At 65.9% G+C, this 26,785-nt stretch carries 27 protein-coding genes, 2 tRNA genes, 1 other RNA gene and 1 pseudogene; 20 read left to right on the top strand and 11 right to left on the bottom strand.

Annotated elements, in window-relative coordinates:
• From odhB to ACSHZY_RS01025, 8 genes are all read left to right on the top strand, one after another.
• Positions 1 to 1,527, top strand: a complete 1,527-nt coding sequence (gene odhB / locus ACSHZY_RS01060) for a 2-oxoglutarate dehydrogenase complex dihydrolipoyllysine-residue succinyltransferase (RefSeq protein ID WP_435164278.1) — start codon at positions 1 to 3, stop codon at positions 1,525 to 1,527.
• Between the two features lie 68 nt (positions 1,528 to 1,595).
• Positions 1,596 to 1,835: a hypothetical protein gene (locus ACSHZY_RS01055; protein WP_435164276.1), complete on the top strand. Its 240-nt coding sequence runs from the start codon at positions 1,596 to 1,598 to the stop codon at positions 1,833 to 1,835.
• A gap of 1 nt (position 1,836) precedes the next feature.
• Positions 1,837 to 2,223, top strand: a complete 387-nt coding sequence (locus ACSHZY_RS01050; RefSeq protein WP_435164274.1) for an MAPEG family protein — start codon at positions 1,837 to 1,839, stop codon at positions 2,221 to 2,223.
• Between the two features lie 21 nt (positions 2,224 to 2,244).
• Complete coding sequence (gene lpdA, locus ACSHZY_RS01045; RefSeq protein ID WP_435164272.1) at positions 2,245 to 3,633, top strand: dihydrolipoyl dehydrogenase; 1,389 nt, start codon at positions 2,245 to 2,247, stop codon at positions 3,631 to 3,633.
• A gap of 35 nt (positions 3,634 to 3,668) precedes the next feature.
• Entirely contained in the window at positions 3,669 to 5,048 is a 1,380-nt protein-coding gene (locus tag ACSHZY_RS01040; protein ID WP_435164269.1) for a 1-acyl-sn-glycerol-3-phosphate acyltransferase, read from the top strand.
• Positions 5,026 to 5,196 carry a hypothetical protein gene (locus ACSHZY_RS01035; RefSeq protein ID WP_435164266.1) on the top strand — a complete coding sequence of 57 codons (171 nt, stop codon included), beginning with the start codon at positions 5,026 to 5,028 and terminating at the stop codon, positions 5,194 to 5,196. Before ACSHZY_RS01040 ends, ACSHZY_RS01035 begins: the two co-directional genes overlap by 23 nt.
• A gap of 36 nt (positions 5,197 to 5,232) precedes the next feature.
• Positions 5,233 to 6,765: an ATP-dependent DNA helicase gene (locus tag ACSHZY_RS01030; protein WP_435164263.1), complete on the top strand. Its 1,533-nt coding sequence runs from the start codon at positions 5,233 to 5,235 to the stop codon at positions 6,763 to 6,765.
• Positions 6,762 to 6,998, top strand: coding sequence for an Lrp/AsnC family transcriptional regulator (locus ACSHZY_RS01025; RefSeq protein WP_435164260.1), 237 nt, complete (start codon positions 6,762 to 6,764; stop codon positions 6,996 to 6,998). The genes ACSHZY_RS01030 and ACSHZY_RS01025 overlap by 4 nt, the downstream gene beginning before the upstream one ends.
• Here the strand turns inward: ACSHZY_RS01025 and ACSHZY_RS01020 are convergent.
• Positions 6,995 to 8,059, bottom strand: coding sequence for a quinone-dependent dihydroorotate dehydrogenase (locus tag ACSHZY_RS01020; RefSeq protein WP_435164257.1), 1,065 nt, complete (start codon positions 8,057 to 8,059; stop codon positions 6,995 to 6,997). The two genes, ACSHZY_RS01025 and ACSHZY_RS01020, sit on opposite strands and share 4 nt — an antisense overlap.
• Complete coding sequence (locus ACSHZY_RS01015; RefSeq protein WP_435164254.1) at positions 8,056 to 8,394, bottom strand: DUF952 domain-containing protein; 339 nt, start codon at positions 8,392 to 8,394, stop codon at positions 8,056 to 8,058. Before ACSHZY_RS01015 ends, ACSHZY_RS01020 begins: the two co-directional genes overlap by 4 nt.
• A gap of 96 nt (positions 8,395 to 8,490) precedes the next feature.
• Here ACSHZY_RS01015 and ACSHZY_RS01010 point away from each other — a divergent pair, with 96 nt between their 5' ends.
• The 7 genes from ACSHZY_RS01010 to ACSHZY_RS00980 all read left to right on the top strand — a co-directional run bounded on the left by ACSHZY_RS01010 (position 8,491) and on the right by ACSHZY_RS00980 (position 15,378).
• Positions 8,491 to 10,050, top strand: a complete 1,560-nt coding sequence (locus ACSHZY_RS01010) for a bifunctional metallophosphatase/5'-nucleotidase (protein WP_435164251.1) — start codon at positions 8,491 to 8,493, stop codon at positions 10,048 to 10,050.
• Positions 10,051 to 10,090: 40 nt separating this feature from the next.
• Positions 10,091 to 10,164 (top strand) — tRNA-Gly (locus ACSHZY_RS01005).
• A 216-nt stretch (positions 10,165 to 10,380) separates the two neighbouring features.
• Entirely contained in the window at positions 10,381 to 11,511 is a 1,131-nt protein-coding gene (locus tag ACSHZY_RS01000; protein ID WP_435164248.1) for an ABC transporter ATP-binding protein, read from the top strand.
• Entirely contained in the window at positions 11,508 to 12,413 is a 906-nt protein-coding gene (locus tag ACSHZY_RS00995; RefSeq protein ID WP_435164245.1) for a carbohydrate ABC transporter permease, read from the top strand. Before ACSHZY_RS01000 ends, ACSHZY_RS00995 begins: the two co-directional genes overlap by 4 nt.
• Positions 12,413 to 13,225, top strand: coding sequence for a carbohydrate ABC transporter permease (locus ACSHZY_RS00990; protein WP_435164242.1), 813 nt, complete (start codon positions 12,413 to 12,415; stop codon positions 13,223 to 13,225). Before ACSHZY_RS00995 ends, ACSHZY_RS00990 begins: the two co-directional genes overlap by 1 nt.
• Positions 13,226 to 13,245: 20 nt before the next feature.
• The gene (locus ACSHZY_RS00985; RefSeq protein ID WP_435164239.1) at positions 13,246 to 14,529 is read left to right on the top strand and encodes an ABC transporter substrate-binding protein; all 1,284 of its coding nucleotides are present in this window, start codon (positions 13,246 to 13,248) and stop codon (positions 14,527 to 14,529) included.
• A 48-nt stretch (positions 14,530 to 14,577) separates the two neighbouring features.
• Positions 14,578 to 15,378: a phosphodiesterase gene (locus ACSHZY_RS00980; protein WP_435164236.1), complete on the top strand. Its 801-nt coding sequence runs from the start codon at positions 14,578 to 14,580 to the stop codon at positions 15,376 to 15,378.
• A 34-nt stretch (positions 15,379 to 15,412) separates the two neighbouring features.
• Here ACSHZY_RS00980 and ACSHZY_RS00975 read toward each other — a convergent pair whose 3' ends face one another.
• Genes ACSHZY_RS00975 through fabA form a run of 3 tightly spaced genes read right to left on the bottom strand, consistent with a single transcriptional unit; the run spans position 15,413 to position 17,982 of the window.
• The gene (locus ACSHZY_RS00975; protein ID WP_435164233.1) at positions 15,413 to 16,210 is read right to left on the bottom strand and encodes an enoyl-ACP reductase FabI; all 798 of its coding nucleotides are present in this window, start codon (positions 16,208 to 16,210) and stop codon (positions 15,413 to 15,415) included.
• Between the two features lie 9 nt (positions 16,211 to 16,219).
• Entirely contained in the window at positions 16,220 to 17,446 is a 1,227-nt protein-coding gene (gene fabB / locus ACSHZY_RS00970; RefSeq protein ID WP_435164230.1) for a beta-ketoacyl-ACP synthase I, read from the bottom strand.
• A gap of 26 nt (positions 17,447 to 17,472) precedes the next feature.
• Positions 17,473 to 17,982: a bifunctional 3-hydroxydecanoyl-ACP dehydratase/trans-2-decenoyl-ACP isomerase gene (fabA, locus tag ACSHZY_RS00965; RefSeq protein ID WP_435164227.1), complete on the bottom strand. Its 510-nt coding sequence runs from the start codon at positions 17,980 to 17,982 to the stop codon at positions 17,473 to 17,475.
• A gap of 126 nt (positions 17,983 to 18,108) precedes the next feature.
• Here fabA and irrA point away from each other — a divergent pair, with 126 nt between their 5' ends.
• Positions 18,109 to 18,525, top strand: a complete 417-nt coding sequence (gene irrA / locus ACSHZY_RS00960) for an iron response transcriptional regulator IrrA (RefSeq protein ID WP_435164224.1) — start codon at positions 18,109 to 18,111, stop codon at positions 18,523 to 18,525.
• A gap of 54 nt (positions 18,526 to 18,579) precedes the next feature.
• The gene (locus ACSHZY_RS00955; protein ID WP_435164222.1) at positions 18,580 to 19,398 is read left to right on the top strand and encodes a transglutaminase-like domain-containing protein; all 819 of its coding nucleotides are present in this window, start codon (positions 18,580 to 18,582) and stop codon (positions 19,396 to 19,398) included.
• Here the strand turns inward: ACSHZY_RS00955 and epmA are convergent.
• Positions 19,395 to 20,414, bottom strand: coding sequence for an EF-P lysine aminoacylase EpmA (gene epmA, locus ACSHZY_RS00950; protein WP_435164219.1), 1,020 nt, complete (start codon positions 20,412 to 20,414; stop codon positions 19,395 to 19,397). The genes ACSHZY_RS00955 and epmA overlap by 4 nt on opposite strands.
• An 86-nt stretch (positions 20,415 to 20,500) precedes the next feature.
• Here epmA and efp point away from each other — a divergent pair, with 86 nt between their 5' ends.
• On the top strand, positions 20,501 to 21,067 hold the full coding sequence (gene efp / locus ACSHZY_RS00945) for an elongation factor P (protein ID WP_271972103.1): 567 nt from the start codon (positions 20,501 to 20,503) through the stop codon (positions 21,065 to 21,067).
• Positions 21,068 to 21,115: 48 nt separating this feature from the next.
• On the opposite strand, the gene ACSHZY_RS00940 is transcribed toward efp, so the two are convergent.
• The 4 genes from ACSHZY_RS00940 to nudC all read right to left on the bottom strand — a co-directional run bounded on the left by ACSHZY_RS00940 (position 21,116) and on the right by nudC (position 23,330).
• Complete coding sequence (locus ACSHZY_RS00940; RefSeq protein ID WP_435164215.1) at positions 21,116 to 21,775, bottom strand: epoxyqueuosine reductase QueH; 660 nt, start codon at positions 21,773 to 21,775, stop codon at positions 21,116 to 21,118.
• Positions 21,776 to 21,840: 65 nt separating this feature from the next.
• Positions 21,841 to 21,917 (bottom strand) — tRNA-Met (locus tag ACSHZY_RS00935).
• A 56-nt stretch (positions 21,918 to 21,973) separates the two neighbouring features.
• The gene (locus ACSHZY_RS00930; RefSeq protein WP_435164212.1) at positions 21,974 to 22,450 is read right to left on the bottom strand and encodes a hypothetical protein; all 477 of its coding nucleotides are present in this window, start codon (positions 22,448 to 22,450) and stop codon (positions 21,974 to 21,976) included.
• A gap of 37 nt (positions 22,451 to 22,487) precedes the next feature.
• Positions 22,488 to 23,330 (bottom strand): NAD(+) diphosphatase, encoded by an 843-nt coding sequence (gene nudC, locus ACSHZY_RS00925; RefSeq protein ID WP_435164209.1) that lies wholly within the window; start codon positions 23,328 to 23,330, stop codon positions 22,488 to 22,490.
• 243 nt (positions 23,331 to 23,573) lie between these two features.
• On the opposite strand from nudC, the gene ACSHZY_RS00920 reads away from it, so the two are divergent.
• Both ACSHZY_RS00920 and ffs read left to right on the top strand, forming a co-directional pair.
• Positions 23,574 to 25,352, top strand: coding sequence for a bifunctional 2',3'-cyclic-nucleotide 2'-phosphodiesterase/3'-nucleotidase (locus ACSHZY_RS00920; RefSeq protein ID WP_435164206.1), 1,779 nt, complete (start codon positions 23,574 to 23,576; stop codon positions 25,350 to 25,352).
• Positions 25,353 to 25,389: 37 nt separating this feature from the next.
• Positions 25,390 to 25,486, top strand: an RNA gene (gene ffs, locus ACSHZY_RS00915) — signal recognition particle sRNA small type.
• A 553-nt stretch (positions 25,487 to 26,039) separates the two neighbouring features.
• Here the strand turns inward: ffs and ACSHZY_RS00910 are convergent.
• Positions 26,040 to 26,685, bottom strand: a pseudogene (locus ACSHZY_RS00910) (transposase); the annotation flags it as partial.
• Between the last annotated feature and the right edge of the window lie 100 nt (positions 26,686 to 26,785).

Below are 26,785 nucleotides of genomic sequence, written 5' to 3'. Positions count from 1 at the left end.
ATGGCGACCGAAGTACGTGTTCCGACACTGGGTGAAAGCGTCTCCGAGGCGACGGTGGCCACCTGGTTCAAGAAGGTGGGTGACAGCGTCGCGGTCGACGAGATGCTGTGCGAGCTGGAAACCGACAAGGTGACGGTGGAGGTGCCGTCGCCCGTCGCCGGCACGCTGACCGAGATCGTCGCCGCGGAAGGCGAAACAGTCGCGGCCAGCGCACTGCTGGCACAGATCGGCGAGGGTGCGGCACAGCCCGCCACCCCGGCCAAGACGGAAGAAACCGGCGCGAAGGCCGGGTCGAGCGAGGCGAAGATGGTCGATGTGATGGTGCCCGCACTGGGCGAAAGCGTGTCCGAGGCGACGGTGGCCACCTGGTTCAAGAAACCGGGTGATGCCGTGGCGCAGGACGAGATGCTGTGCGAACTGGAAACGGACAAGGTGTCGGTCGAGGTTCCGTCCCCCGCGGCGGGCATCCTGGGCGAGATCATCGCCAAGGAAGGCGACACGGTTCCCGCCGGCGCCAAGCTGGCCGTGATCCAGGCCGGCGAAGGCGCGGCGACGTCCACGGCATCGGCGCCTGCCGCGGCCGCTCCGGCGCCCGCCTCCTATGGCGCGTCGGCGGAACCCGCGGCGTCCGCCCCGGGCCGTTCGGTGGAAGACGCGCCGTCGGCCAAGAAGGCGATGGCCGAAGCCGGCCTGAACCGCGACCAGGTCCAGGGCTCGGGCCGTGACGGCCGCGTGATGAAGGAAGACGTGCTGAAGGCGATGAACGCGCCCAAGGCCGCGCCGGCCGCCGCTGCCGCGCCGCGCGCTGCAAGCCCGGCCGACGACGCCTCGCGCGAAGAGCGTGTGAAGATGACGCGCCTGCGTCAGACGATCGCCCGCCGCCTGAAGGAAGCGCAGAACACCGCCGCCATGCTCACCACCTACAACGAGGTGGACATGTCGGGCATCATGGGCCTGCGCAACGAATACAAGGACGTGTTCGAGAAGAAGCACAAGGTGAAGCTGGGCTTCATGTCCTTCTTCGTGAAGGCCTGCTGCCACGCGCTGAAGGAAGTGCCGGACGTCAACGCCGAGATCGACGGCACCGACGTCATCTACAAGAACTACGTCCACATGGGCGTGGCCGTGGGCACGCCCTCGGGCCTCGTGGTTCCGGTCGTCCGCGACGCCGACCAGATGAGCTTTGCCGCGATCGAGAAGAAGATCGCCGAACTGGGCGCGCGCGGCCGTGACGGCAAGCTGTCGATGGCGGAAATGCAGGGCGGTTCGTTCACCATCTCCAACGGTGGCGTCTACGGCTCGCTCATGTCCTCGCCGATCCTGAACCCGCCGCAATCGGGTATCCTGGGGATGCACAAGATCCAGGAACGCCCCGTGGTCGTGAACGGTCAGATCGTGATCCGTCCGATGATGTATCTGGCGCTGTCCTACGATCACCGCATCGTCGACGGCAAGGGCGCGGTGACCTTCCTTGTCCGCGTGAAAGAGGCGCTGGAAGATCCCCGTCGCCTGCTGATGGACCTGTAAGCGCGTTTCACGGTTGATCCCGAAAGGGCGCGCGATCCCCGCGCGCCCGTCATGGGAAAGGCACCACGATGCAGCTGCTTCTTCAGATCGACACACCCGATTACGAAGGCTGGAAATCGTCCTGGGACGACGGCGCGGAAGACCGCGCCAATTCCGGGCTGACGCAGCTGCAACTGTGGCGGGCGGTGGATCACGGCGCGGCCTTCGCGCTGATGGAGGTTCACAATCCGGCCCATGCGAAGGCCTGGCTTGAAAAGGAAACCGCCTTTGGCGGGGCGACCACCGCAACCTTCCTGAGGACCGCATAGCATGGCCGAGATCATCGTTCTTTGTTTGTCCGCACTGCTGTATGTCGGCATCGTGCTGTTCACCTCCCGTCTTCAGGACCGGGACATGGGGCACGAATACAACCTCAGCCCGCGCGATGCGGAACCGCGCTATGCCACCGACACCGGGCGCATGCAGCGCGCGATGCGCAACCATCTCGACAACTTCGTCCTGTTCGCGGCGGCCGCCCTGGCCGTGTACGTGACGGACAGCGATTTCTGGCTGACGGATCTGGCGGCGTGGGTCTACCTGCTGGCCCGCATCGCTTACGTTCCCGCCTATTACATGGGTCTGGCGCCGTGGCGCTCGATCTTCTTCCTGTGCGGCCTCGTGGCGACGATCGTCATGTTCCTGGCCGTTCTTTTCTGACATCTCCGAGGAGCGACTTTTATGGCCAGTTTTGATGTGATCGTGATCGGCGGCGGCCCCGGCGGCTATGTGTGCGCCATCCATTGCGCGCAGCTTGGCCTGAAGGTCGCCTGCGTCGAGGGGCGCGAGACGCTGGGCGGGACCTGCCTGAACGTCGGCTGCATCCCGTCCAAGGCGCTGCTGAACTCCACCCACCACCTGCACGAGGTTCACGAGAACTTCGAGAAGATGGGCCTGATGGGCGCAAACGTGACCGTCGACTGGTCGAAGATGCAGGCCTACAAGCAGGACGTGGTCGACGGCAACACCAAGGGGATCGAGTTCCTGTTCAAGAAGAACAAGGTCACCTGGCTGAAGGGCTGGGGATCGATCCCCGAGGCCGGCCGCGTCAAGGTCGGCGAGGAGGTGCACGAGGCGAAGAACATCGTCATCGCCACCGGCTCCGTACCCGCGACCCTGCCGGGCGTCGAGGTGGACGAGAAGAAGGTGGTGACCTCCACCGGTGCGCTGGCGCTGGACAAGATCCCGGAGAGCCTCGTGGTGATCGGCGCAGGCGTGATCGGGCTGGAAATGGGCTCGGTCTACAAACGTCTGGGGGCGAAGGTCACGGTGGTCGAATTCCAAGATAAGATCCTGCCGGGCACCGACGCGGACACCGTGAAGGCCTTCCACAAGATCCTGACCAAGCAGGGGTTCGAGTTCGTTCTGGGCGCGGCCGTCCAGGGCACTGAGGTGAAGGGCGACAAGGTCGCCGTCAAGTACAAGCTGAACAAGGACGGGTCCGAAGCCTCGATTGAGGCGGATGCGGTTCTGGTCTCCACCGGCCGCAAACCCTACACCGAAGGTCTGGGGCTGGAAGCGCTGGGCGTGGAAATGCTGCCGCGCGGCGTGGTCAAGGTGGACGACCACTTCCAGACGAACGTGAAGGGCGTCTATGCGATCGGCGACGCCATCCCCGGCGCGATGCTGGCCCACAAGGCCGAGGATGAGGGCATGGCCGTGGCCGAGATCCTGGCCGGCAAGCATGGCCACGTGAACTATGGCGTCATCCCGGGCGTGATCTACACGACGCCCGAGGTCGCGTCGGTCGGCATGACCGAGGAAGCGCTGAAGGAAGCGGGCCGCAAGTACAAGGCCGGCAAGTTCCCCTTCATGGGCAATGCCCGCGCCAAGGCGATCTTCCAGGCGGACGGCTTCGTGAAGCTGCTGGTGGACGCGGAAACCGACCGCATCCTTGGATGCCACATCATCGGCCCCATGGCGGGCGACCTGATCCACGAAGTCTGCGTGGCGATGGAATTCGGCGCCTCGGCCCAGGATCTGGCGCTGACCTGCCACGCGCATCCGACCTTCTCGGAAGCCGTGCGCGAAGCGGCGCTGGCCTGCGGCGACGGCGCCATCCACGCCTGATTGCCGGGCCATGCGGGTGCCTTTAAGGTGCCCGCATGACCGCCACCGTTGAACTTCCCGTCTGGCTGCTTGTTCTGGTTCTGGCCTTCGCCATCGTGGCGGCGCTGGACCGGGTGCTCGTCCCCTCGGCCCGCTGGTATCTGCGGCGGCGGATGGAACGGGTGGTGGCCCGGCTGAACCTGCGGCTGGACCGCCCGATCGAGCCGTTCAAGCTGATGCGCCGTCAGGACATGATCCTGCGGTTGGTGCACGATCCGGCGATCAGCGCGGCCGTCGCCCGAAGCGCCCGCAGCACCCAGACACGCGAGGATGTGGTGCTGGAACGCGCCCGCGCCTATGCGCGCGAGATCGTCCCCGCCTTTTCCGCCACCGTCTATTTCGGTTTCGCCACCCGCTTTGCCCGCCGGTTCAGCCGCGCCTTCTATGACGTGAGGATCGCGGCCTCGGCCCCGAGGGGGGATCTGGTGAACCGCGACGCGACGGTTGTCTTCGTGATGAACCACCGTTCGAACATGGATTACGTGCTGGTGACGTGGCTGGTCGCCCAACGCTCGGCCCTGTCCTATGCAGTGGGGGAATGGGCGCGCATCTGGCCCTTGTCCTCGCTGATCCGGGCGATGGGGGCGTATTTCATCCGCCGCAATTCCCGCAGTCCGCTGTATCGCCGGGTGCTGGCCCGCTATGTCCAGATGTCGACCGAAGCGGGGGTGACGCAGGCCTTCTTCCCCGAAGGGGGGCTGAGCCTGGATGGCCGCATCGGCACGCCGAAGGTCGGACTCCTCAGCTACCTGATGGCCGCCGAGGGGCGGGACCTTCTGTTCGTGCCGGTGGGCATCGCCTATGACCGGGTGCTGGAGGATCGCATCCTGACCGAGGCGGACCGCGTGGGCGAACGGCGGTTCCGCGCGGGGCCGGCGCAGTTCGTGGGCTTCGTGCTGCGTACCTTCTGGCGGCTGGTGCGCGGACGCTTTCCGGGTTTCGGCGCGGCAGGGGTGGCGTTCGGGGCGCCCATCTCGCTTCAGGCCTGGAAGGCACGGCGGGCCGAGGATCGGGGCCCGGACGCGCTGGCCCGCGATCTGATGGACGAGATCGGCCGCAACATCCCCATCCTGCCCGTGCCCTTGGTGGCCGCCGCGCTGTCCCGTGGTTCGGTCAGCCGCCATGGTTTGCCGGCGGCGGTGGCGCAACTGCGCGTTGAACTGGCACATGTGGGGGCGGTGACACTTTTGCCCGAAGATCCGGTGGCGGAAGGACTTCGCGCTTTGGAAAAACGCGATATCGTGGTTGAACAAGGGGGTCGGCTGATCCCCGCCGCTGGCAAGGCACGCCTTCTTGCGTTCTACGCGGCAAGCGTGTTGCAACGGCTGGACCGTGGCACGGAAGGAAGACCGGATGGAAGCGAAGTTGGCGCATGACTGGATCCTGGACGTGCTTCGGGATCTGCAAAGCTATTCGATGCAGAACGGCCTGACCGAACTGGCCGAACGGGTGGAAGCGCTGCTTCCCGTGGCCGAGGCCGAGATCACGGCCCGCGCGATGGACCCCGACACGCCCGTCCACTGACTGGCGCCGGGGGCGCGGGGCGGCTATGGTTCGGGCATGAATGTGCCCGCCATCACCTTTTCCGAAGACCAGGCCGAAGCTTGGGATCGTTTGTCCGAACAGCTTCTGGGCATGGGGGTCGATCTGGAACACGCATCCCACCAGCCGGCGCTGGAAGGGAAATCCACCGTTCTGGCCGTCATCGGCAAGGCGGGGTCGGGCAAGACGCTGCTTCTGGCCCAGCTGACCAAGTCCATGCGCGACGCGGGGGTGGACATCGTCTCCGCGGACTGGGAGGGGAAGAAGCGCAAGGAACGGCGCACCTTGGCGATCCTTGCGCCCACCAACAAGGCGGCGTCCGTTCTGCGGATGCGCGGGGTGCCGGCGACCACCATACATCGCATCCTCTACACCCCCGTTTATGATCCGCATTACGAGGCGTTGGCCGAATGGCTGGCGGGCACCGGCAAGCGGCCCGTGGACGTGGAGGGCATGACCGAGGCCGCGCTGGACCGGGCCAAGGCGTTCTATGACACCGTGCCGTCGATTCCGGGCGCGCTGGCGGCGGCGGGGCTGCGGGGGTCGGACTTCATACGCGGCTGGAAGCGGCGGGAAGAGCCGCTGGATGTGGGCTTCGTCGACGAATCCTCCATGCTGGACGAACGCCAGTTCGACGACCTGCGCGAGATTTTTCCGACGCTGGTCCTGTTCGGCGATCCGGCACAGCTGGCCCCGGTGAACCAGTCCGGCCAGATGGTGTTCGAACGGCTGGGCGCCTCGCGCCAGCTGATCCTGAACCGCATCCACCGTCAGGCCGAGGACAACCCGATCCTGGATCTGGCCCACGCGCTGGCCGATCCGGATGTCGATTTCCACCGGTTCGAACGGATGGTGGAAGAGGCGGCCGCCAAGGATGAACGCGTCGTCTGGGCGCAGCGGGTGGACAGCGACCTGATGGCGCGGTCGCCGGTTCTGGTTTGGCGCAACGCCACGCGCATCCGGCTGATCACCGCCTTCCGTTCGGTGCATGGCGCGCCGGAAGATGCGCTGCTGCCGGGCGAACCCCTGGTCTGCGACGGGATCGAACTGCCGCTGAAGCACCGCAAGAAGCGCATCGATCTGGAAGCGCGCGGCCTGATCAAGGGCGCGCAGGTCATCTATCTGGGACCCGGCACGCGCGACGGTTTCGCCCGTCTGCACGTGGTGGGGGCGGAAGATCCGCAGATCTCGGCCGCGTCGATCATCAAGATCGAGAAGCCGGACGAGGAGGAGCCGTTCATCCCCGCCGCCGCCCGCATGGGCGCGGCCTTCCTGCACGGCGCGGCCGTCACGATCCACAAGGCGCAGGGGTCGCAATGGGACAAGGTGCAGGTCTTCGCGCCGGACCTTTACGCCGCCGCGCAGGCCGGACGGATGGAGGCGGGCGTGCCCTTGTGGAAGCGTCTGGCCTATGTCGCGATCACGCGGGCAGAAAACCGGCTGCTGTGGATCGTCCGCAACCGTCTGGCCCGTCCGCAGCAGGCGCTTGGCATCGACGATCTGCCCAAGGCGGCTCCCCGACTGAAACTCCAATCCGAGGAAACACCATGATCTGCGTCTTCGTCCAGTTCCGCTGCGCCCCCGGCAAGACCTACGAGGTGGCGGACGCCATCTATGCCCGCGAGGTGGTGTCGGAACTGTATTCCACCTCCGGCGAATGGGACCTGATGGCGAAGGTCTACCTTCCCGAAGGTTCCGATGTGGGGCACTGGCTGTCGGAACGCCTGTTCGATATTCCTCACATCCAGCGCACCCTGACGACGATGACGTTCAAGGCCTTCTAAAGCCAGCGCTCACGATCCGTGCCCACCGCGTCCGCCACGGTGGCAAAGCCGTCGCGGGCCAGAAGCGCGTCCAGTTCGCGCGCGATCCGGGGGATAAGGGACAGCCCTTCAAACACCATGGCGCTGTAGACCTGCACCGCCGAGGCGCCCGCGCGAATCTTGGCATAGGCCTGTTCGCCCGACCCCACGCCGCCGACGCCGATCAGCGGCAGCCGCCCCGCCACCCGCTGCGACAGTTGCGCCAGCACGCGAGTGGAGCGTTCGAACAGCGGCGCACCCGACAGCCCGCCCGCCTGTTCGCGCTGGGCGTCGGACAGCGCTTCGCGCGACAGGGTGGTGTTGGTGGTGATGATTCCCGACAGGCCAGAGGTGAGGGCCACCTCGGCGATGTCGTCCAGATCGCCTTCCGTCAGGTCGGGGGCAATCTTCAGGAAGACGGGAACGGGTTTGGCCAGCGTGGCGCGCACGTCCATCACCCCTGCCAGAAGGGCGGCCAGCGCCTCTCGGCCCTGAAGGTCGCGCAGGCGCTCGGTGTTGGGCGACGACACGTTGACCGTAACGAAATCCGCGTGAAGCCCGCAGCAGGCCAGAACGGCAGCAAAATCGGCGGCGCGGTCGGTGCTGTCCTTGTTCGCGCCCAAGTTCAGGCCCACCGGAACGCGGCCCCGGGGGCGCATGGCCAGACGGGCCGCGATGGCCGCCGCGCCTTCGTTGTTGAAGCCGAAGCGGTTGATGACCGCGCGGTCCTTGGGCAGGCGGAACAGGCGGGGCTTGGCGTTGCCGGACTGGGGGCGGGGGGTGGCGGCGCCCACCTCGAGGAAGCCGAAGCCCGCCCGCATCAGGGGGGCCACGGCCACCGCGTTCTTGTCGAAGCCTGCCGCCAGCCCGATCGGGTTGTCCAGCGGTATTCCCGCCAGCGTGGTGGCCAGCCGCGCGCCGGTGGCCGGCCCGCCATGCAGCGGGGCAAGGCCCGCGCGCAGGGCGTTCAGCGACCAGTGATGGGCGGTTTCCGGATCCATCCGGTGCAGAAGGCCAAGGCCGGCACGTTCCAAGGCAGTCATATCACACCCTCGGGGAAAATATGGCCGCTGGCCCCCAGCGGCAGGGACTTGTCCCACACCACGTCGTCCAGCGTCAGATCACGGTAAAGATGCGGGAAAAGCTGGCCGCCGCGCGACGGTTCCCAGCGCAGATCGGGGCCAAGGGCCGCGTCGTCCAGCGCCACCAGCACCAGATCGGCCTCGGCCCGGAAATGCTTGGCGGCCGTTTCGGCCACCTGTTCGCGGGTGGAGATGTGGATGTAGCCGTCCGCCAGATCCACCGGTGCACCGGCGGTCTTGCCCGAAGCTCGGAACGCGTCCCATTCCGGACGCCGGAAGATCTTGTAAATCAGCATGATGTCTCTTGCTCCCAATCGGGCTGTCGGTCAATCCCGCTTTGACATGTGAGATGACGCGCCGCAGTCTGGCCCCGCATGCACATGGAGCTTTCGATGCGGACAACCCTTCTGGCAACCGCCGGTGCCCTGGCGCTGAGCGCGGGCGCGGCGCAGGCCGACTTCACCCTGACGATCCTGCACACCAACGACGTGCACGACCGGTTCGAACCCATCACCGCCACCGGCTCCACCTGCGGGGCGGAGGATGACGCGGCGGGCAAATGCTTTGGCGGGGTCGCGCGGCTGGTGACGGCCGTGGACCAGGCGAAGGCGCGGGCGACCAACCCGCTGCTGCTGGACGCGGGCGACTGGTATCAGGGCACGCTTTTCTACACCCACTACAAGCACGAGGCGGCGGCGGAGTTCATCAACAAGCTGGGCTATGCCGCGATGGCGGTGGGCAACCACGAGTTCGATGATGGTCCGGCGGAACTGGCCGCGCTGGCCGACGCGGTGGACATGCCGATCCTGGCCGCCAACATGGACATCGCCAAGGAACCGCTGCTGGCCGACAAGATCGCCCCGCACACGGTGGTGGACGTGGCGGGCCAGAAGATCGGCATCATCGGCCTGACGCCCGAATCGAATCCCGAACTGTCCAGCCCCGGCCCGAACGTCACCTTCCAGGCGCCCATCCAGGTCGTGCAGGCGCAGATCGACGAACTGACGGGGCAGGGGATCGACAAGATCATCCTGCTGTCGCATTCGGGCTACGTGGTGGATCAGCAGATCGCGGACCACACCTCCGGCCTTGACGTGATCGTGGGCGGGCACAGCCACACCTTGCTGTCGAACACCGATCCGGCGGCGGCGGGCCCCTATCCGACGCTGGCCAACGGGGTGCCGATCGTGACGGCGGAATCCTACACCAAGTATCTGGGCGAACTGGTCGTGACCTTCGACGATCAGGGCCGCGTCACGAAGGCGGAAGGCGCGCCCCTGCTTCTGGACGCCAGCGTCACGCCCGATCCGGACGCTGTCGAGCGCATCACCGCCCTTGCCGCCCCGCTGGAGGAGATCCGCGCCGAGGTGGTGGGCCAGACCAGCGCCCCCATCGACGGCAGCCGGGAATCCTGCCGCGTCAAGGAATGCAGCATGGGCAACCTGGTGGCCGAAGCGCAGCTGGCCCGCGTGGCGGATCAGGGGGTGCAGATCTCGTTGGTCAACGGGGGCGGGCTCCGCGCCTCCATCGACCAGGGGGAGGTGTCAATGGGCGACGTGCTGACGGTTCTGCCCTTCCTCAACACCCTGTCCACGTTCGAGGTGACGGGAGAGCAGCTGATGGCCGCGCTGGAAAACGGCGTCAGCCAGATGGAGGAAGGCGGCGGGCGTTTCCCGCAGGTCGCGGGCTTCCGCTACACGGTCGATCCGGCGGCGCCAGCGGGCAGCCGCATTTCGGACGTGATGGTGGGCGATCAGCCGCTGGATCCGAAGGCGAGCTATTTGGCCGTGTCGAACAACTATGTCCGCAATGGCGGGGACGGCTACGTCATGTTCAAGGACGCGCGCAACGCCTATGACTACGGCCCGGATCTGGCGCTGGTCGTGGCGGATTACCTGCGGGCCCATCCCGACTACGCCCCCCACACCGACGGCCGCATCACCGTGAAATGAGGTTGCGCCCTCGGTCACGAGGGCGTATATCCACCCCAGCGCGGGCGTTGTGTAATGGTAAGACCTTAGCCTTCCAAGCTAAAGACGCGGGTTCGATTCCCGCCGCCCGCTCCATCCTCTCCCTCATCGTTCAGGCCGCGCCCCATCCGGACCGGGTGTCGCTTTCTTGTCATTTGCCTGTCATCACGGGGTCGTGCGGGACGCGGTTTCCCCTGACGATCCGGCACGTCCTGCCTGAAATCCTGCCACCTGTCACAAAACGATCTTACGGCTGCCATCTGGCTGTCGCGTGGATGAGGGAAAGCGCTCCGCAAGGCAAAGGAGCGCAGAATGACCCCACAATCCGTCGATCTGACCGGCATCGGCAAGGGGTTCGGGGGGACCGAGGTCCTCAGGAACATCGACCTGTCCATCCGGCCGGGGGAGTTCCTGTCCCTTGTCGGCATGTCGGGCTGCGGAAAATCGACCCTGCTGCGCATCCTTGCGGGGCTGGAAAAGGCCGATCGGGGTTCGGTGTCCATCGGCGGGCGCGACGTGACCGGGATGGACCCCAGCGACCGGAACCTTGCGATGGTGTTCCAGTCCTATGCGCTTTACCCGCACATGACGGTGCGCCAGAACATCTCGACGCCGCTGCGGATGCGTCAGTTGCCGATGTCGGCGCGACTTCCGCTTCTGGGCCGCCTGATGCCGGGCCATGCGCCCACGCGATCCGCCATCGCCGCCGCAGTTCTGCAGGCGGCCGAGACGTTGCAGATTGCCCATCTTCTGGACCGCAAGCCCGCCCAGCTTTCGGGCGGTCAGCGGCAGCGGGTGGCGTTGGCGCGGGCCTTGGTGCGCGACCCGGCCGCCTTCCTGATGGACGAGCCGCTGTCGAACCTTGACGCCAAGTTGCGCGCCCACATGCGCGAGGAACTGTCGGGCCTGCACCGCCGTCTGGGCGCAACCTTCATCTATGTCACGCACGACCAGATCGAGGCGATGACCATGTCCGACCGGATCGCCCTGATGGTCGAAGGCCGGATCGCGCAACTGGGCACGCCGGACGAACTGTATCGCGCCCCGGCCTCGCTGACCGTGGCGCGCTTCATCGGGTCGCCCGCGATCAACCTCCTTCCGGCGGACATCGTGCAGGGCCGCGTCATGGCGTTTGGAACCGACACCGGCCTGCGGGCGGCGGGCCAGGGCCCCGTGACGCTGGGCGTCCGGGCCGAGGATCTGTTCGTGGCCGATCATGGCCTTGCGGTGCGGGTGGACCGTGCCGAGGCCCATGGCGCCGACCGCTTCCTCAGCGGGCATCTGCTGGCCGACGCTGCCCTGCGTGTCACGGTGCGGCAGCCCGCCTCCCACCCGGTGGGGGAAGGGGTGCTGCATCTGGCCTTCGCGCCGGACCGCGCGCATCTCTTCGGGGCGGACGGGCTGCGGCTGGCGGGCGTGACGGACGCGCGGGTGGCCGCATGACCGCCATTCCCCTGAAACAGGCGCCCGCGGCACGGCGGGGGCGCAGCATCGCCCGCCGAGGGATGCTCTTCGCCGCGCCGGCCGCCCTGCTGCTGCTGGCGATCTACATCCTCCCGATCCTGGTGCTGGGCGTCTTTTCGGTGACCGACTACCAGCTGGGCGCGCTGTCCTTCGGCTTTGTCGGTCTGGACAACTTCGCGAATGCTTTCTCGGACCCTGTCTTCCTGCGCGCCCTGTGGAACACCGCGCTTTACGCGCTGATCGTGATACCCCTCGGCGTGTTCCTCGCGCTCGGGATCGCGCTGCTGGTGCACAATCGCACCCGCAGCCGTGCCTTCTGGGAGGTCGCGTATTTCCTGCCCGTCACAGCCACGCTGGTGGCGATGGCGACGGTGTGGCAATTCCTGCTGCACCCCACGCTCGGCCCGGTGAACAGCTTCATCACCTGGCTGGGGTTCGATCCGGTGTCCTTCCTTGGCACGCCGTCGCTTCTGATCCCGACCATGGCGCTGATCGGGGTGTGGCAGATCCTCGGCTTCAACATGGTCCTGTTCCTGGCCGGACTGACCGCCATTCCGAAGGACCTGCACGAGGCCGCGCGGCTGGATGGTGCCAAGCACCCGCTGGACCGGTTCCTGACCGTCACATGGCCGATGCTGGGTCCGACGACGATGTTCGTCGTGGTCACGACCTCGATCAGCGCCTTCAAGGTGTTTGAAACGGTGGCCGTCATCACCAAGGGGCGCGCCGGGTCGGAAACGCTGCTCTTCGCGCTGTATCTGGAAGGGTTCGAGTACTCCAACACCGGATACGCCGCCGCCCTGACCCTGATCTTCCTTGCGATCGTGCTGGTCCTGTCCATCGGCCAGACCATCCACATGGACCGGAAGGTGCATTACTGATGCGTCGTTTCCTTCCCCACATCGTGCTGGCGCTGGGCGCGGGCGTCATGCTGCTGCCCTTCTACTGGATGGTGCTGACCTCCATCCGCTCCCCGTCCGAGATCTTCGACGTCTCGCTTTGGCCGATCCCGAAACAGTTCGACGCGGCTGAGAATTACGCCCGCGCGGCGGGGCAGGTGCCGATGGCGCGCTTCATGCTGAACGGCGTGATTGTCTGCGCGGGCATCCTGATCGTGCAGGTGCTGACGGCGGTGCCGGCGGCCTATGCCATCGCCAAGCTGCGCTTTCCGGGCCGGCGCCTGTTGCTGACGCTGGTGATCGCCGCCCTGTGCGTGCCCATCCAGGCACTGGCGCTGCCCTTGTTCGTGGGGCTGGCGAAGGCCGGGCTTCTGAACACCTATTTCGCGATGATGGCGCCCTTCTTCCTGTCCGTGTTCGCCATCTTCCTGTTCCACCAGTCCTTCCGCTCCTATCCCGAGGAGATCATCGAGGCCGCCCGCATGGACGGCTTTTCCGAGATGGAGATCTGCTGGGGCCTCGTGCTGCGCGGCTCTCTGCCCTCGCTGGCGGCGTTCTCGGTCTTCTCGGTCGTGGCGCATTGGAACGACCTCTACTGGCCCATGATCGTGGTGTCCGACACCGCGCTCGCCCCGCCGCCGCTGGGCATGCTCTTCTTCTCCGACGTGGAGACGGGGGCGAACTACGGCGCGCTGATGGCGGGGGCCACCCTGATCACGGCCCCGATGGTCGTCTGCTTCCCTCTGGCACGACGGCACTTCATCGCGGGCATCACCATGACCGGGGTCAAGTGACCCCTTTTCCGGAGACGACCATGAACATCACCCGCCGCCTTGCCGTCAGCGCGCTGGCGCTTGGCCTGACCCTGCCCGGCCTTGCGCTGGCGCAGGAGGTCACGCTGAACGTCCTGTACAACCTGCCGGGCTTCACGAAATTCCATCAGCCGCTGGCGGATGAGTTCATGAAGAACAACCCCGACGTGAAGATCAACTTCCTGGCCCCCGCCGCCGGTTACAACGAGGGCCAGCAGCAGGTGCTGCGGTCGGCCGTGACGGGCGATCTGCCGGACATCTACTTTTCAGGCTACAACCTGACCGGGGAACTGGTGCACACGCTGGCGCCCCGCGACCAGATCACGGACCTCGGCCCGTTCATCGAGGCCGAGGGCGGTCAGGCCTTCCTGGACGCCAACTTCACCCCGAACATGGTGGCCTTGGGCAACATCGACGGCACGCAATACGGCCTGCCGGTCAACGCGTCTTCACCCATCATGTACATCAACGCCGATCTGGTGCGTTCGGTGGGCGCCGATCCGGAGAACATGCCGACCACCTTCCCCGAACTGATCGAGATCGCGAAGAAGATCCACGAGGCCGATCCCAAGGTCGCGGGCATGGCCTATGACATCGCGGGCTGGGCCGATGACTGGCTGTGGCAGGCGATGATCACGCAGCAGGGCGGCACGCTGGTCGATCCCGCCACCGGCAAGGTGGCCTTCGACAATGAGATCGGGCTGAACAGCCTGCGCCTGATCCGCCAGATGACGGCCGAAGCCGGTGCGCCCACCATGGACTGGGATCAGGCACGCCAGCAGTTCGGCGCCGGGATGACGGGATTCATGTTCTCCACCCCCGCGCATGTCCAGACGATCGAGGGGCTGGTGGGCGACCGCTTCCCGCTGATGACCACGACCTTCCCGCTGCAGGACAAGGAAAAGGGCGGCGTGCCGACGGGCGGAAACTCCGTCGTGATGCTGACGCAGGACGAGGCGAAGCAGAAGGCGGCCTGGAACTACATCAAGTGGATCACGGGACCCGAGGCGCAGAACGTGATCGTGCGCATCACCGGCTATCTGCCGACCAACATCCGCGCCACGGGCGAGGATTATCTGGCACCCTATTACGCCGAGCATCCGAACGTGGCGACGGCGGCCAAGCAGGCCACCCGCTCGCTGCCCTGGGCGGGCTATCCGGGCGGCGATTCGGTCCGCATCTGGCGCACGCAGCGTGACATCATCGGCACCGTGATGCGCGGCGAGGTGACGCCCGAGGATGGTCTGGCGCAAATCGTCGAAGCCACCAACGCCCTGATGAAGTGATCGGACGCGGCGCGGGATCCGTCCCGCGCCCCACAGCGGAGACAAGTCTTGAAGATCATCCAGATCACCGACACGCATCTTGTGCCCTCGGGCCGGATCGTGAACGGCGTGGACCCGGAGGCGCAGCTACGCGCCGCCATCGACGACATCCTGACGCGTCATCCCGATGCGGACCTGCTGACCCTGACCGGCGATCTGTGCAACGATGGGGAGCCGGAGGCCTATACGCTTCTGCGCGACATCCTTGCGCCCGTGCCGTTTCCGGTCCGGCTGATGCTGGGCAACCACGACCGTCGTTCGGCCTTCGTGGAAGCGTTCCCCGACCATCCCCGCGACCCCGACGGCTTCATCCAGTCCCACATGGACACGCCGTTCGGCCGGCTGCTGTTCCTTGACACGCATGAGGCGGGGGTGATCGGCGGCATCTACGGGCCGGATCGGCTGGCTTGGCTGGACGATGCGCTGGCCGGGGCAGGGGAGGCACCGGTGACGGTGTTCCTGCACCACCCCCCCATGGCCGACGGGCTGGCGCATTTCGAACATATCGGGCTGCACGATGACGGCGCGCTTCTGCAACGGCTGGAGGCGCACCGCCCCGGCGTCCGCCATGTCGTCTTCGGCCATATCCATGTGCCACTGGTGGGCGTGACGGCGGGCGGGGTGGCCTTCAGCTCGGGGCAGGCCTGCTCGCACCGCTTCATCACGGATCTGGCCGATCCCGCGCCCTGGTGGACGGGCGGGAACCCGTGCTATCGCATCCTGACGCTGGGGGCCTATGGCCTGCGCGCTTACAGTGCGGAGGTAGGGCAGCAGGCCACACATCGCGCCGTGGAATGCCCCGGCCCGTGAAACAAGAACGGCGCCTGCGAAGGGCGCCGATCCGTCAGTGTCCGTTCATGTGTTCGGGCTGCGGCATGCCCAGAACGTGGTATCCGCCATCTACGCGGATGATTTCTCCCGACGTCATCGCGCCGTAATCCGACGCAAGGTAGACCGCCGTCCCCCCGATCGTTTCCAGCGTCGCGTTGGCGCGCAGGGGGGCGTTCGTTTCCGTGTGACGGAAGGTGGCGCGGGCGCCTGCGATGGCCGAGCCGGCCAGCGTCTTCATCGGGCCGGGCGAAATGGCGTTCACGCGAATCCGCTGCGGACCGAGATCATTCGCAAGATACCGTACGGCCGATTCGAGCGCCGCTTTCGCCACGCCCATGACGTTGTAATAGGGCGTGACGGCGTTCGAGCCCTGATAGGTCAGTGTCAGGACCGTGCCGCCATCGGGCATCAGGTCCGCCGCGCGCTTGGCCACGTCGATGAAGCTGTAGCAGGAGATCGTCAGCGAGTTGCGGAAGTTCTCGCGCGAGGTGTTGATGAAGCGGCCGGCCAGCTCGGTCTTGTCCGAATAGGCGATGGCGTGCACGATGAAGTCGATCGTGCCCCATTCCTCTTTCAGTCTGGCAAAGGCGGCGTCCATGCTGTCGTCGCGCGTCACGTCCACGTCCAGCAGGATCGAGGAGCCGACCGAGGCCGCCAGCGGCGCCAGACGCTTGCCGAAGGCATCACCCTGATAGGTGAAGGCCAGTTCCGCACCCTCGGCCGCCATGGCCCTCGCGATGCCCCACGCGATGGAGCGGTCGTTCGCGACGCCCATCACGACACCGCGTTTTCCCTTCAAAAGCTCGGCCATTGGCGTTCCTTACAGATATTTGCTCATGACAAGCGTGGCGTTCGTGCCGCCGAAGCCGAAGCTGTTGGACAGGACAGAATCGAGTGTGACGTTTTCGCGCAGGGTTGTCACGATCTCACCCTCCCGCAGTTCCGGATCAGGGGTCGTGACGTTGGCCGAAGCCGCGATGAAGTTGCCGTTCATCATCAGAAGCGAATAGATCGCCTCGTGCACGCCCGTGGCGCCCAGCGAGTGGCCGGTGAGGGACTTCGTCGACGCGATCGGCGGGGTGGAGCCTTCGCCGAAGACGCGGCGGATGGCCTTCACCTCGGTCAGGTCGCCCACGCCGGTGGAGGTGCCGTGGCTGTTGATGTAGTCGATCTTGCGGCCTTCGGGCAGCGTGGCCAGGGCCAGACGCATGGACCGTTCGCCGCCTTCACCCGAAGGGGCGACCATGTCGTAGCCATCCGAGGTCGCGCCGTAGCCGGTGACTTCGCCGTAGATCTTCGCGCCGCGGGCCAAGGCGTGCTCCAGCTCCTCCAGCACCACGACGCCGCCGCCGCCGGCGATGACGAAGCCGTCGCGCGTCGCGTCATAGGGGCGGGAGGCGGTGGCCGGCGTGTCGTTGTATTTCGACGACATCGCGCCCATCGCGTCAAACAGGCAGGACAGGGTCCAGTCCAGTTCTTCCCCGCCGCCGGCGAAGACGATGTCCTGCTTGTTCATCTGGATCTGTTCGACCCCGTTCCCGATGCAATGCGCCGAGGTGGAGCAGGCCGATGTGATCGAATAGTTCACGCCCTTGATCTTGAACGGCGTGGCCAGCGTGGCCGAGTTCGACGACGACATGCAGCGGGTGACCATGAACGGCCCCATGCGCTTGGGCGCGCCTTTCTCGATCACCGTGTTGTGGGCAAGAAAGAAGTTGGAGGTCGACGGACCGCCCGAGCCCATGATGAGGCCCGTGCGCTCGTTCGACACGTCGTTGGGTTCCAGCCCCGAATCCTTGATCGCCTGTTCCATGGCAATGAAGTTGTAGGCCGCGCCCGGTCCCATGAAGCGCAGGTCGCGCTTGTCGATGTGATCTTCCAGCACGATCTGCGGCATGCCGTGGACCTGGCTGCGGAAGCCGTGTTCGGTGTATTGCGGGGCGGCGACGATGCCCGAACGGCCCGCGCGCAGCGAGGCTTCCACCTCGGCTGCATCGTTGCCGATGGGAGAGACGATGCCGATGCCGGTGATGACGACGCGACGCATGGACGGTGTTCCTTTCGGTTCTCAGATCAGCTCTCGGAAAGAGCGACCTTCATGTCCTTGACCTGATAGATGACTTCCCCGTCCGCCTCGACGCGGCCGTCGGCCACGCCCATGGTCAGACGGCGGGTCTGCACGGCTTTGGTGAAATCAACGAAGTATCGCAGCAGCTTGCGTTCGGGGCGAACCATGCCGGTCAGCTTGACCTCGCCCACGCCAAGGGCATAGCCGCGCCCTTGCCAGCCACGCCAGCCAAGGTTGAAGCCGGTCAGCTGCCACAGCCCGTCAAGGCCAAGGCAACCGGGCATGATCGGGTTGCCTGGAAAGTGGCAGGCAAAGAACCACAGATCGGGATGGATGTCGAATTCGGCCACGACATGGCCCTTGCCATGCGCACCGCCATCCGCGGAAACCTCCGTGATGCGGTCCATCATCAGCATCGGCGGTTCGGGAAGCTGGGCGTTGCCGGGGCCGAACAGTTCGCCGCGCGCGCAGGCCAGAAGTGCTTCCTTGTCGAAACTCGTCGGATAGTCCGCCATCAAGGCTCCCCATAGATATTCCGCCCCCCTGTATCACCGCAGCCGAACATGTGGCAAGTGCAGGGGGATTCCGTTTGAATCCCGGCGGGCCGACACGATATAGGGAGGCGGAAAGGTGACGCAACAATGACCCAGACGGCAATTGAACGCGGAACATATTGGCTGGCCACGGCCGGACTGCGCCCGACACGGCAGCGGCTGGCCTTGGCAAGCCTGCTGGTGGGGGACGGCCAGCATCGGCACGTCACCGCCGAAAGCCTGTTCGCCGCCAGCACCGACAGCGGAGAGAAGGTGAGCCTTGCCACCGTCTACAACACCCTGCGCGCCTTCTGCGAGGCCGGCCTGATGCGGGAAGTCGTGATCGATGGGGCGAAAAGCTATTTCGACACCAACATGGACGACCACCCCCACTTCTTCTGGGAAGACACGGCCGAGATTGTGGACGCGCCGGCCGACCAGTTCCGCATCGCGCAACTGCCGAAGCTGCCGAAGGGGGCCACGCTCAGCAAGGTGGACGTGGTCATCCGCCTGAAACGGGACTGACCGGAACCGGCAGGCCCCCACGGCGTTCTTCCTCCGATCCAGAGGAAGAGTGTCATGTTTATCAGGTTCGGCTACGACATCACCGTGGCCTGCGCGCAGCCCACCCACTTCGTCAGCCGCATGGCGCTGCGCCCCGAACGCCGTGGCGATCTGGTTCAGGACGAGGTGATCGAGCTGTCCGAGGGCGTTCCTGCACATCCGTTCGTGGACGGATTCGGTAATCATTGCCTGCGCTTTACCGCCCCCGTGGGGGAAACACGGATCAAGGCCACCGGCCTTGTGCGGGACAGCGGGCAGCCGGACGACGTGGCGCCCCATGCGGGCGAAACCCCGTTCGAGCAGTTGCCGGACGACGTGCTGCCCTTCCTTCTGCCCAGCCGGTATTGCGAAAGCGACAGCCTGATGAACATCGCGTGGGAGATGTTCGGCCATCTGCCACGCGGCTGGGCGCGCGTTCAGGCGGTCTGCGACCATGTGAATGGACGCATCAAGTTCGACTACCAGAAGGCCAGCGCCACCCGTACCGCGCAGGGAGCACTGTCGGACGGCCATGGCGTGTGCCGCGACTACGCCCACACCGCGATCGCCCTGTGCCGCGCGCTGTCGATTCCGGCGCGTTACGTGAATGGCTATCTGGGCGACATCGGTGTGCCTTACGCCGGCGCCATGGACTTCTCAGCCTGGTTCGAGGTGTGGCTGGACGGGCGCTGGTATGCCTTCGACGCGCGCCACAACGTGCCGCGCATCGGGCGGGTGAACATCGCGGTCGGGCGCGACGCGGCCGATGTGGCCATGCTGCACAGCTTCGGCCGCCACGATCTGCCCATCTTCACCGTCGTCTGCGAAGAAGAAGCAGAAGGCGACGTGGCCTAGCCCACGGGCGTCCACATCACGGTGTCCACATCTGGCGCCCCTGTGGCCAGCATCACCAGCCGATCAAAGCCAAGGGCAATGCCGCTGGAAGGGGGCATGATCTTCAGCGCGGCCAGAAGATCCTCGTCCAGCGGATAGCGTTCGCCATAGAGGCGGGCCTTTTCGTCCATCTCGGCCAGAAAGCGGCGGCGTTGTTCGATGGGGTCGGTCAACTCGCCGAAGCCGTTGGCCAGTTCCACCCCGCAGGCATAAAGCTCGAACCGTTCGGCCACGCGGGGATCGTCGGCCGGGCGGGCCAGTGCCGCTTCGGCCACGGGGTAGCGGTCAAGGATCGTGGGTCGGTCAAGGCCCAGCGTCGGCTCCACCTTTTCCGAGAGGATGCGGGAGAAGATATCGGACCACGTGTCGTCCGCAGCCACCCGCACGGGCGACATCGCGGCCAGCGCCTCGCGGTCCGTGCCCTGCGGCGTGACTGTGGCCAGCAGATCGACGCCGGCGCGGGCAAAGGCATCGGCCACCGACAGGCGCTCGGGCACGGCGAAGGGGTCGCAGGTCCGGTCGCGGTGGCGGAACAGACACGTTCCGGCCGCCTCGGCCGCCATCCGCATCAACGCGGCGCAATCGTCCATCAGCACGGTGTAGTCCTGCCCGACGCGGTACCATTCCATCATGGTGAATTCGGGGCTGTGGCGCGCGCCCCGTTCGCGGTTGCGCCAAACATGGGAAAAGGCCGCGATGCGCGTTTCCCCCGCCGCCAGCAGCTTCTTCATCGCGAATTCGGGGGATGTGTGCAGATACATCTGCCGGGGTTCCCCATCGTTGCCGATGGCGGTGGTGGCGAAGGCGTGCAGATGCGTTTCGTTTCCCGGGCTGACCTGAAGGGCGGCGGGATCGACCTCCAGAAACCCCTCCTGATCCAGCCAGCGGCGGATGGCCGATTGCAGGCGGGCGCGGGCCAGGAGGGCGGGGCGGCGGTCGGCGTGGCGGTCGGGATGCCACCAGGGGCTGTCTGTCATGTCTCGGGGCTTCCGATTTGCGGCGATATGCGTTAGATCACGCGGGATTTCCCGCGCGTCGGGACCCGCATATCAAGGACATCTTCGTGAAAGTCATCGCATCCTCGCTCCGCAAGGGCAACGTCGTCGACATGGACGGCCGCCTTTATGTCGTCCTGAAGTCCGAGAACTTCCACCCCGGCAAGGGCACGCCCACGACCTCGGTCGACATGCGCCGCATCTCGGACGGGGTGAAGGTGTCGGAACGCTGGCGCACGACCGAGATGGTCGAAAAGGCCACCGTGGATGAGCGTGAATATGACTTCCTGTATGAGGATGGCGAAGGCTACCACTTCATGGAGCCGGCGACCTACGAGCAGCTGGCCGTGTCTCCCGACGTGGTGGGCGAGGACAAGTGGTTCCTGACCGAAGGCTCCAAGGTCTATCTGCAGACGTTCGAAGGCGTGGCCATCGCCATGACCCTGCCGCAGCGCGCCGTGGTGGAGATCGCGGAAACCGAGCCGGTCGTGAAGGGCCAGACGGCGTCGTCGTCCTACAAGCCCGCCATGTGCACCAACGGCCTGCGCGTCATGGTGCCGCCGCATATCGGCGCCGGCACGAAGATCGTCATCAACACCGAAGACAAGACCTATGTGGAGCGTTCGAAGGAGTGATCCTTCGCGCGTCTGGAAACGAAAAGGCCCCCGAACCGGGGGCCTTTTTCATTCCTGCGGATCGTCCTTGCCGTAGAACATGGTGCCGATCTTGATCTTCTCGCGCCCCTTGGAGAGGCGGAAGTCGTTGGTGTCGCGCAGCGAATAGATGCAGCCGCAATATTCCTGCATGTAGAACTCCTCCCGCTTGGAGATGTCGATCATGCGGGACGACCCGCCGCCCTTGCGCCAGTTGAATTCCCAGTACGTCACGCCGTCATAGGGCTTGGCCGCCCGCACGCCGCAATCGTTGATCTGCGTCATGTTCTTCCAGCGCGAGATGCCGAGCGAGGAGGTGATGACGGGGAACCCGTTTTCATAGGCGTAAAGCGCAGTGCGTTCGAATCGCATGTCGAAGCACATGGTGCAGCGGATGCCGCGCTCAGGCTCCCACTCCATCCCCTTGGCGCGCTGGAACCAGTTGTCGGCGTCATAGTCGGCATCGACGAAGGGCACGTTGTGCTTTTCGGCAAAGCGGATGTTCTCGTCCTTGCGCAGAAGGTATTCCTTCTTCGGGTGGATGTTCGGATTGTAGAAGAAGATGGTGTAATCGATGCCGGACGCGGTCATCGCTTCCATCACCTCGCCCGAACAGGGGGCGCAGCAGGAATGGAGCAGGACCTTCGTCTTGCCGTCGGGCGGGGTCAGTATGGGGCGTTCCACGGTCATGATGCCATCCTAATCCGGTCGCGCGATAACGAAAAGGCCCGCGACAAGCGCGGGCCGTTTCGTGATGGTAGCGGAGGAGGGATTTGAACCCCCGACCTAAGGATTATGATTCCTCCGCTCTAACCAGCTGAGCTACTCCGCCATCGGGGCGGACAATTATGCGACCGCGTGCAGGGCGTCAAGCGGGTTTTTGCGAAATTATCCAACCTTTGCGGTGGCCGCTGTCCGGTACTGCTGCGACACGTTCCGGGCCCATTGGTCGACCCGCTGGTCCAGCTGGCCTTGCACCTTACCCTTGGCCAGCCGCAGCGACTGGATCAGCAGGCGCGCCGTCAGGTTGCGCGGCCGCAGTTCCAGCGACACCGCGATGCGCGACCGTTCGGGCGCCACTTCGATCAGGTCGGCCAGGATGTCCACGTCCAGCGAAGTGTCCGCCAGCGTCACGTGCACCTGACGCCCCGGAATTTCCGAAAACAGCGTCATCAGCATGTCCCGGTCGCGGCCCTTCAGGCGGAACCGGGTGTCCCAAGTCGTGCCGGGCCGGATGGGGCCGGGGCTGCGGACAAGGGTAGTATTGCGCTTGGCGATCGCCCGCTCCCACGCCTCGTAATCGGACATGCGCGCGAAGACGAAGTCCGGGGATGCCCCCACGTCGCATTTGCTGGTGATCTTCATGCAGCCTCCCCCGGTGTCGCCGGGGCGGAGTGTGGGGTCAATCCAGATCGTCCGCAAGCCAGCGCGTGATCAGGTGGCGGGCGATAGTGCCCGGCTGGGGCAGGACCAGATCGAGGTGACGTCCGATGATGGCCTCCATCACCTCGTGCTTGTCGGCCCAGCGCGCCGCCTCAAGCTCCTCCGGATCAAGGGTGATGTCGGTGCTTTCGGCTTGTGCCACGCAGCCCAGCATCAGCGAGGCGGGGAAGGGCCAAGGCTGGCTGGTCAGGTAGCGCACCGGCCCGACGCGCACGCCCGTTTCTTCCATCGCTTCGCGCCGCACGGCGGTTTCGGGCGTTTCTCCCGGTTCCATGAAACCTGCAAGGCAGGAATGCATCCCCGGCGCCCATCCCGGAGAGCGGCCGAGAAGCAGGCGTTCCCCGTGCAGGATCAGCATGATGACAACCGGATCCGTGCGCGGGAAGTGGGATGTGCCGCAGGCGGGGCAAAGGCGCTGCCACCCGCCTTGCGATAGGGCGGAAGGTTCGCCGCAGGCCGAACAGAACCGGTGGCTGCGGTGCCAGTGGATCAGGGCGCGTGCCGTCGCGGCGCGTTCTGCCTCGGCCGGGTCCAGTTGCGTCATCATGTCGCGCAGGCCGCGCAACCCCTCGACCGGCCATTCGGGCACGTCGCGTGCGTGACGGGGGCCATCGGCGTCCAGCCCCAGGAATATGTCGTCCCCGGGAGGAAGCTTGTCCGGCGCGTGCCAGATCAGCCCTTCGTCCCCGGCAGACACCTGTCCGCCGCACAGGATCAGGACGCGGCGGGGCGCAGGCGGGGCGGCCCGAAGATGCGCCGCGCGATCCATTCCTGTGGTCCCGAATGCCAGAGCCTTGTTCATCGCCGTTCCCCTTGTGGATCCCGCCTTCAGCATCGCAGGAACGACCGCCAAGTCAAATGTCACAACCCCAAGTGGAATATCGGTTTTTTCAGGTTAAAAGCGTGGCTTGGGGTATCTTTTGCTCAACATCTCGGCAAAAGTCACAGCCGCGTGAGATGCGGGTGAGGCGGAATGCAGGGCGAACGGAACGGCAGGATCGGCGATGACCGCGCGAAGGGCAGGGCCAGCCTTCCGCCTTTGCCCATGGCCCGGCCGGATCGGGTCCATCTGCGCCTTCTGGCCACCAGCGACGTGCACGGCTGGCTGGAGCCGTGGGACTACCATGCGGCGCGGCCGGTTCCGCAAGCGGGCCTGGCCCGGACCGCCCGCCTGATCGAGGAGGCGCGGACCGCGTCCAACACCCTTCTGTTCGACAACGGGGACTTTCTGCAGGGCAGCCCCCTCAGCGACCGGCGCGTTGCGGAGGGGGCGGAGCATCCGGTCATCGCCGCCATGAACCACCTGCACTATGACGCGGTCACGCTGGGCAATCACGAATTCAACTTCGGGCTGTCCGCGCTGCTGGAGGCGCTGGGCCCGGCCCGCTTTCCGGTCGTGTCGGCCAACATCTCGGACATGGAGGGGGAGGAGATCATTCCCCGCTCGGTCGTTCTGGCGCGGCAGGTCGCGGACGGGGCAGGCGGGCTGCATGATCTGCGCGTGGGCGTGATCGGCTTTCTTCCGGTGCAGGTTCTGGTCTGGGACAAGGCCCATCTGGAAGGGCGCGTGGTGGTGGAGCCGATCCTGGCGGCCGCCCGCGCGCAGGTGGGGGCGTTGCGCGCCCGCTGCGATCTGGTCGTCGCCCTTTGCCACGCCGGCATCGGCCTTCCGACCGCACCTGAAGACAGCGAGGACGCCTCTACCGCGCTGGCGGGCCTTGAGGGGATTGATGTGGTGGTGGCGGGACACAGCCATCTGGTCTTCCCTTCCGCCCGGTTCGACGGGATGCCGGGGGTGGACGCCGTGCGGGGCACGTTGCAGGGAAAGCCCGCGGTCATGCCGGGATCGCGCGGGTCGCATCTGGGCGTGATCGATCTTCAGATGCGGGTGGGCGACTGGAAGATCCTTGAAGCGGAAAGCCATGCCGTTCCGGTGACGGACGTGCCGGCCTCACCCGCGCTGGTGGACCTGATCGCCCCGGCGCATCGGGCCACGCTGGCCGAGATGGACCGCCCCCTTGGGCATACCGACCAGCCGTTGAACAGCTTCTTTGCCATGGTGGCGCCGTCCCGCGCCGCGTCCCTGATCGCGGAGGCTTCGGCCGCCTATGTCCGCGAACAGCTGGGCGAGGGCGCGCCGCCGGTTCTGGGCAGCGGTCAGCCGTTCAAATGCGGCGGGCGCGGCGGTCCCCGCCACTACACCGACATCCCCGCCGGCCCCCTGACCCTGCGGCACGCCAGCGACATCTACAGCTATCCCAACACGGTGGCCGCCTTGCGCCTGACGGGCCATGAGGTGCATCTGTGGCTGGAGCGGGCGGCGCGCGTCTTCCGCCGCATCCGCCCCGGCATGCCCGACCAGCCGCTGCTGGACCCCGAGGTGCCGTCCTACAATTTCGACGTGATCCATGGCGTGACCTTTGTGGTGGATCTGGAGCGCCCCGCGATGTTCGGCCCGGACGGGCAGCGGCTGCCCGACGGACGCATCCGCGACCTGACATGGCAGGGCCAGCCCCTTGATCCGGAGGCGGAGTTCATCATCGCCACCAGCAGCTACCGCGCCGGGGGGGCCGGGGGGTTCGCCTCGCATCCCCCGATCCATTCGGGGGCGCGGCGGATGCGCGACGTGCTGGCCGATCATCTTGCCCTGGCCCCCGTTCCGGAAGCCGTGCCCTTCTGGACCTTTGCGCCCATGGCCGACACCTCGGTCACCTTTCCGACGTCACCCCACGCCGCCGCCCATCTGGACGAGGTGCCGCACCTGGCCCTGACCCCGCTGGTCGAGGACAAGGCCGGCTTTCTGAACCTGCGGCTGAGCCTTTGACTTGCGCGCCCCGCGCATTGCTTCTATATCGGGCGCCGAGAGGTTGGCGCGGGCAGGCGCCTCGCCAACCCGGTCAGGTCCGGAAGGAAGCAGCCGTAACGATCCCCGTCTGGGTCGCTGTCCAGCCTCTCACCTTTCCCATCCTAAGTCGTTGATGTTGAAGAAGCCCTTTGTGACAAGAGGGTTTTTTCCATTTGAAGGTTACAAACCTTGCTACAAACGGGCTGACGATGGTGGGCAAGCACAGGCATCTTCTCAATCGCGATGGTCGGTATTTTGCTCGCCTCGTGGTGCCGGTCAACCTGCTTCCGATCCTCGGCAAGACCGAGTTGCGAACCGCACTCGGCGCCGACCTTAGGCTCAGGACTTCGGTAACGGGGCCGTCTCAGTCAAGCGGTTTTGCGCATGCGCCGCCAGCCGCTAGGTAGCGGTTTTCATGCTTGGTCGATCTACGTGTCTCTGCTGGCGCCGCCGCCTTCGTCTGAGATCATCCCGGGTGCATGCTTCGGTTCGTGATCAGCGCGTTGGCTGCCAACATGATGCTGGTTCTAATGCAATTCCGATGGGCCTATCTCATTGGCGTGCTCGACGTTGATCGGCAGCAGTCCTGACCACGGCATCATCAGGACCGCGTCCCTGGGGGCCTCGAAGGCCTGCGGTCAGGCAGGCAACGGTTGGGATCTCAGTTCAGGCCGCATGAGGCATGGCGACGTCTGAGCGGAAGTCGGTATCATCGACCCACATCCTGTGCAGGATCACGCTGATGCGCCGTGCCAGGGCAACCATGGCGCGTTTCGCACCGCGACGGCGGGCAACCTGCACTGCCCATGTTCTTATCCAGGTCCGAACGACCGCGATGTATCATCACGGTTGCCGCCTGACACAGCGCGCGGCACAGGCTGACGTCACCTGCCTTTGTGATGCCGCCCGAGACATCGCGTTCACCGGATTGGTTTCGTGATGGCGTCATGCCAACCCATGGGCCTACCTTCTTGGATGAAGTGAACCGTGCCGGATCATTGACGGCTGATCGGTAGGTCAGCGCAACAACAGCGCCGACTCCGGGCATCGACATCAGTCGCCGACAGACCGGATCATCTTGAGCCAGTTGGCGAACACGGCGCTCCAATCCCGCCAGCTCCAGTCGCAGGGATTCCCGTGCCCGAAGCATCGGCCCGGTCGCAGCTTCCAGCATAGGATTGCCGTTTGCCACTTCGCGGATGCGCTGTTCATACCTGCCCCGGGAGGTGGCGCCAACCTTCAGCCCGAAGTTCCGCGAAAGCCCGCGCAGGGACATTTCCTTCGCGATCATGCCTTGCTGGATAGTTTTTTTGGGCGCCGACCGCGTTTCATGACCTTGGCGAACACGGAAGCCGCGCCTAGACGTCGCCCGCATCTCAATGTTCGCCATTAACAAGTCGTGGCGCCAGTTG

It is taken from the genome of Falsirhodobacter sp. 1013 (genome assembly GCF_051195255.1).
Classification (GTDB): Bacteria; Pseudomonadota; Alphaproteobacteria; order Rhodobacterales; family Rhodobacteraceae; genus Falsirhodobacter.
Note: the sequence above shows the minus strand (reverse complement) of the source record. Positions and strands in the feature narration are given on the sequence as shown.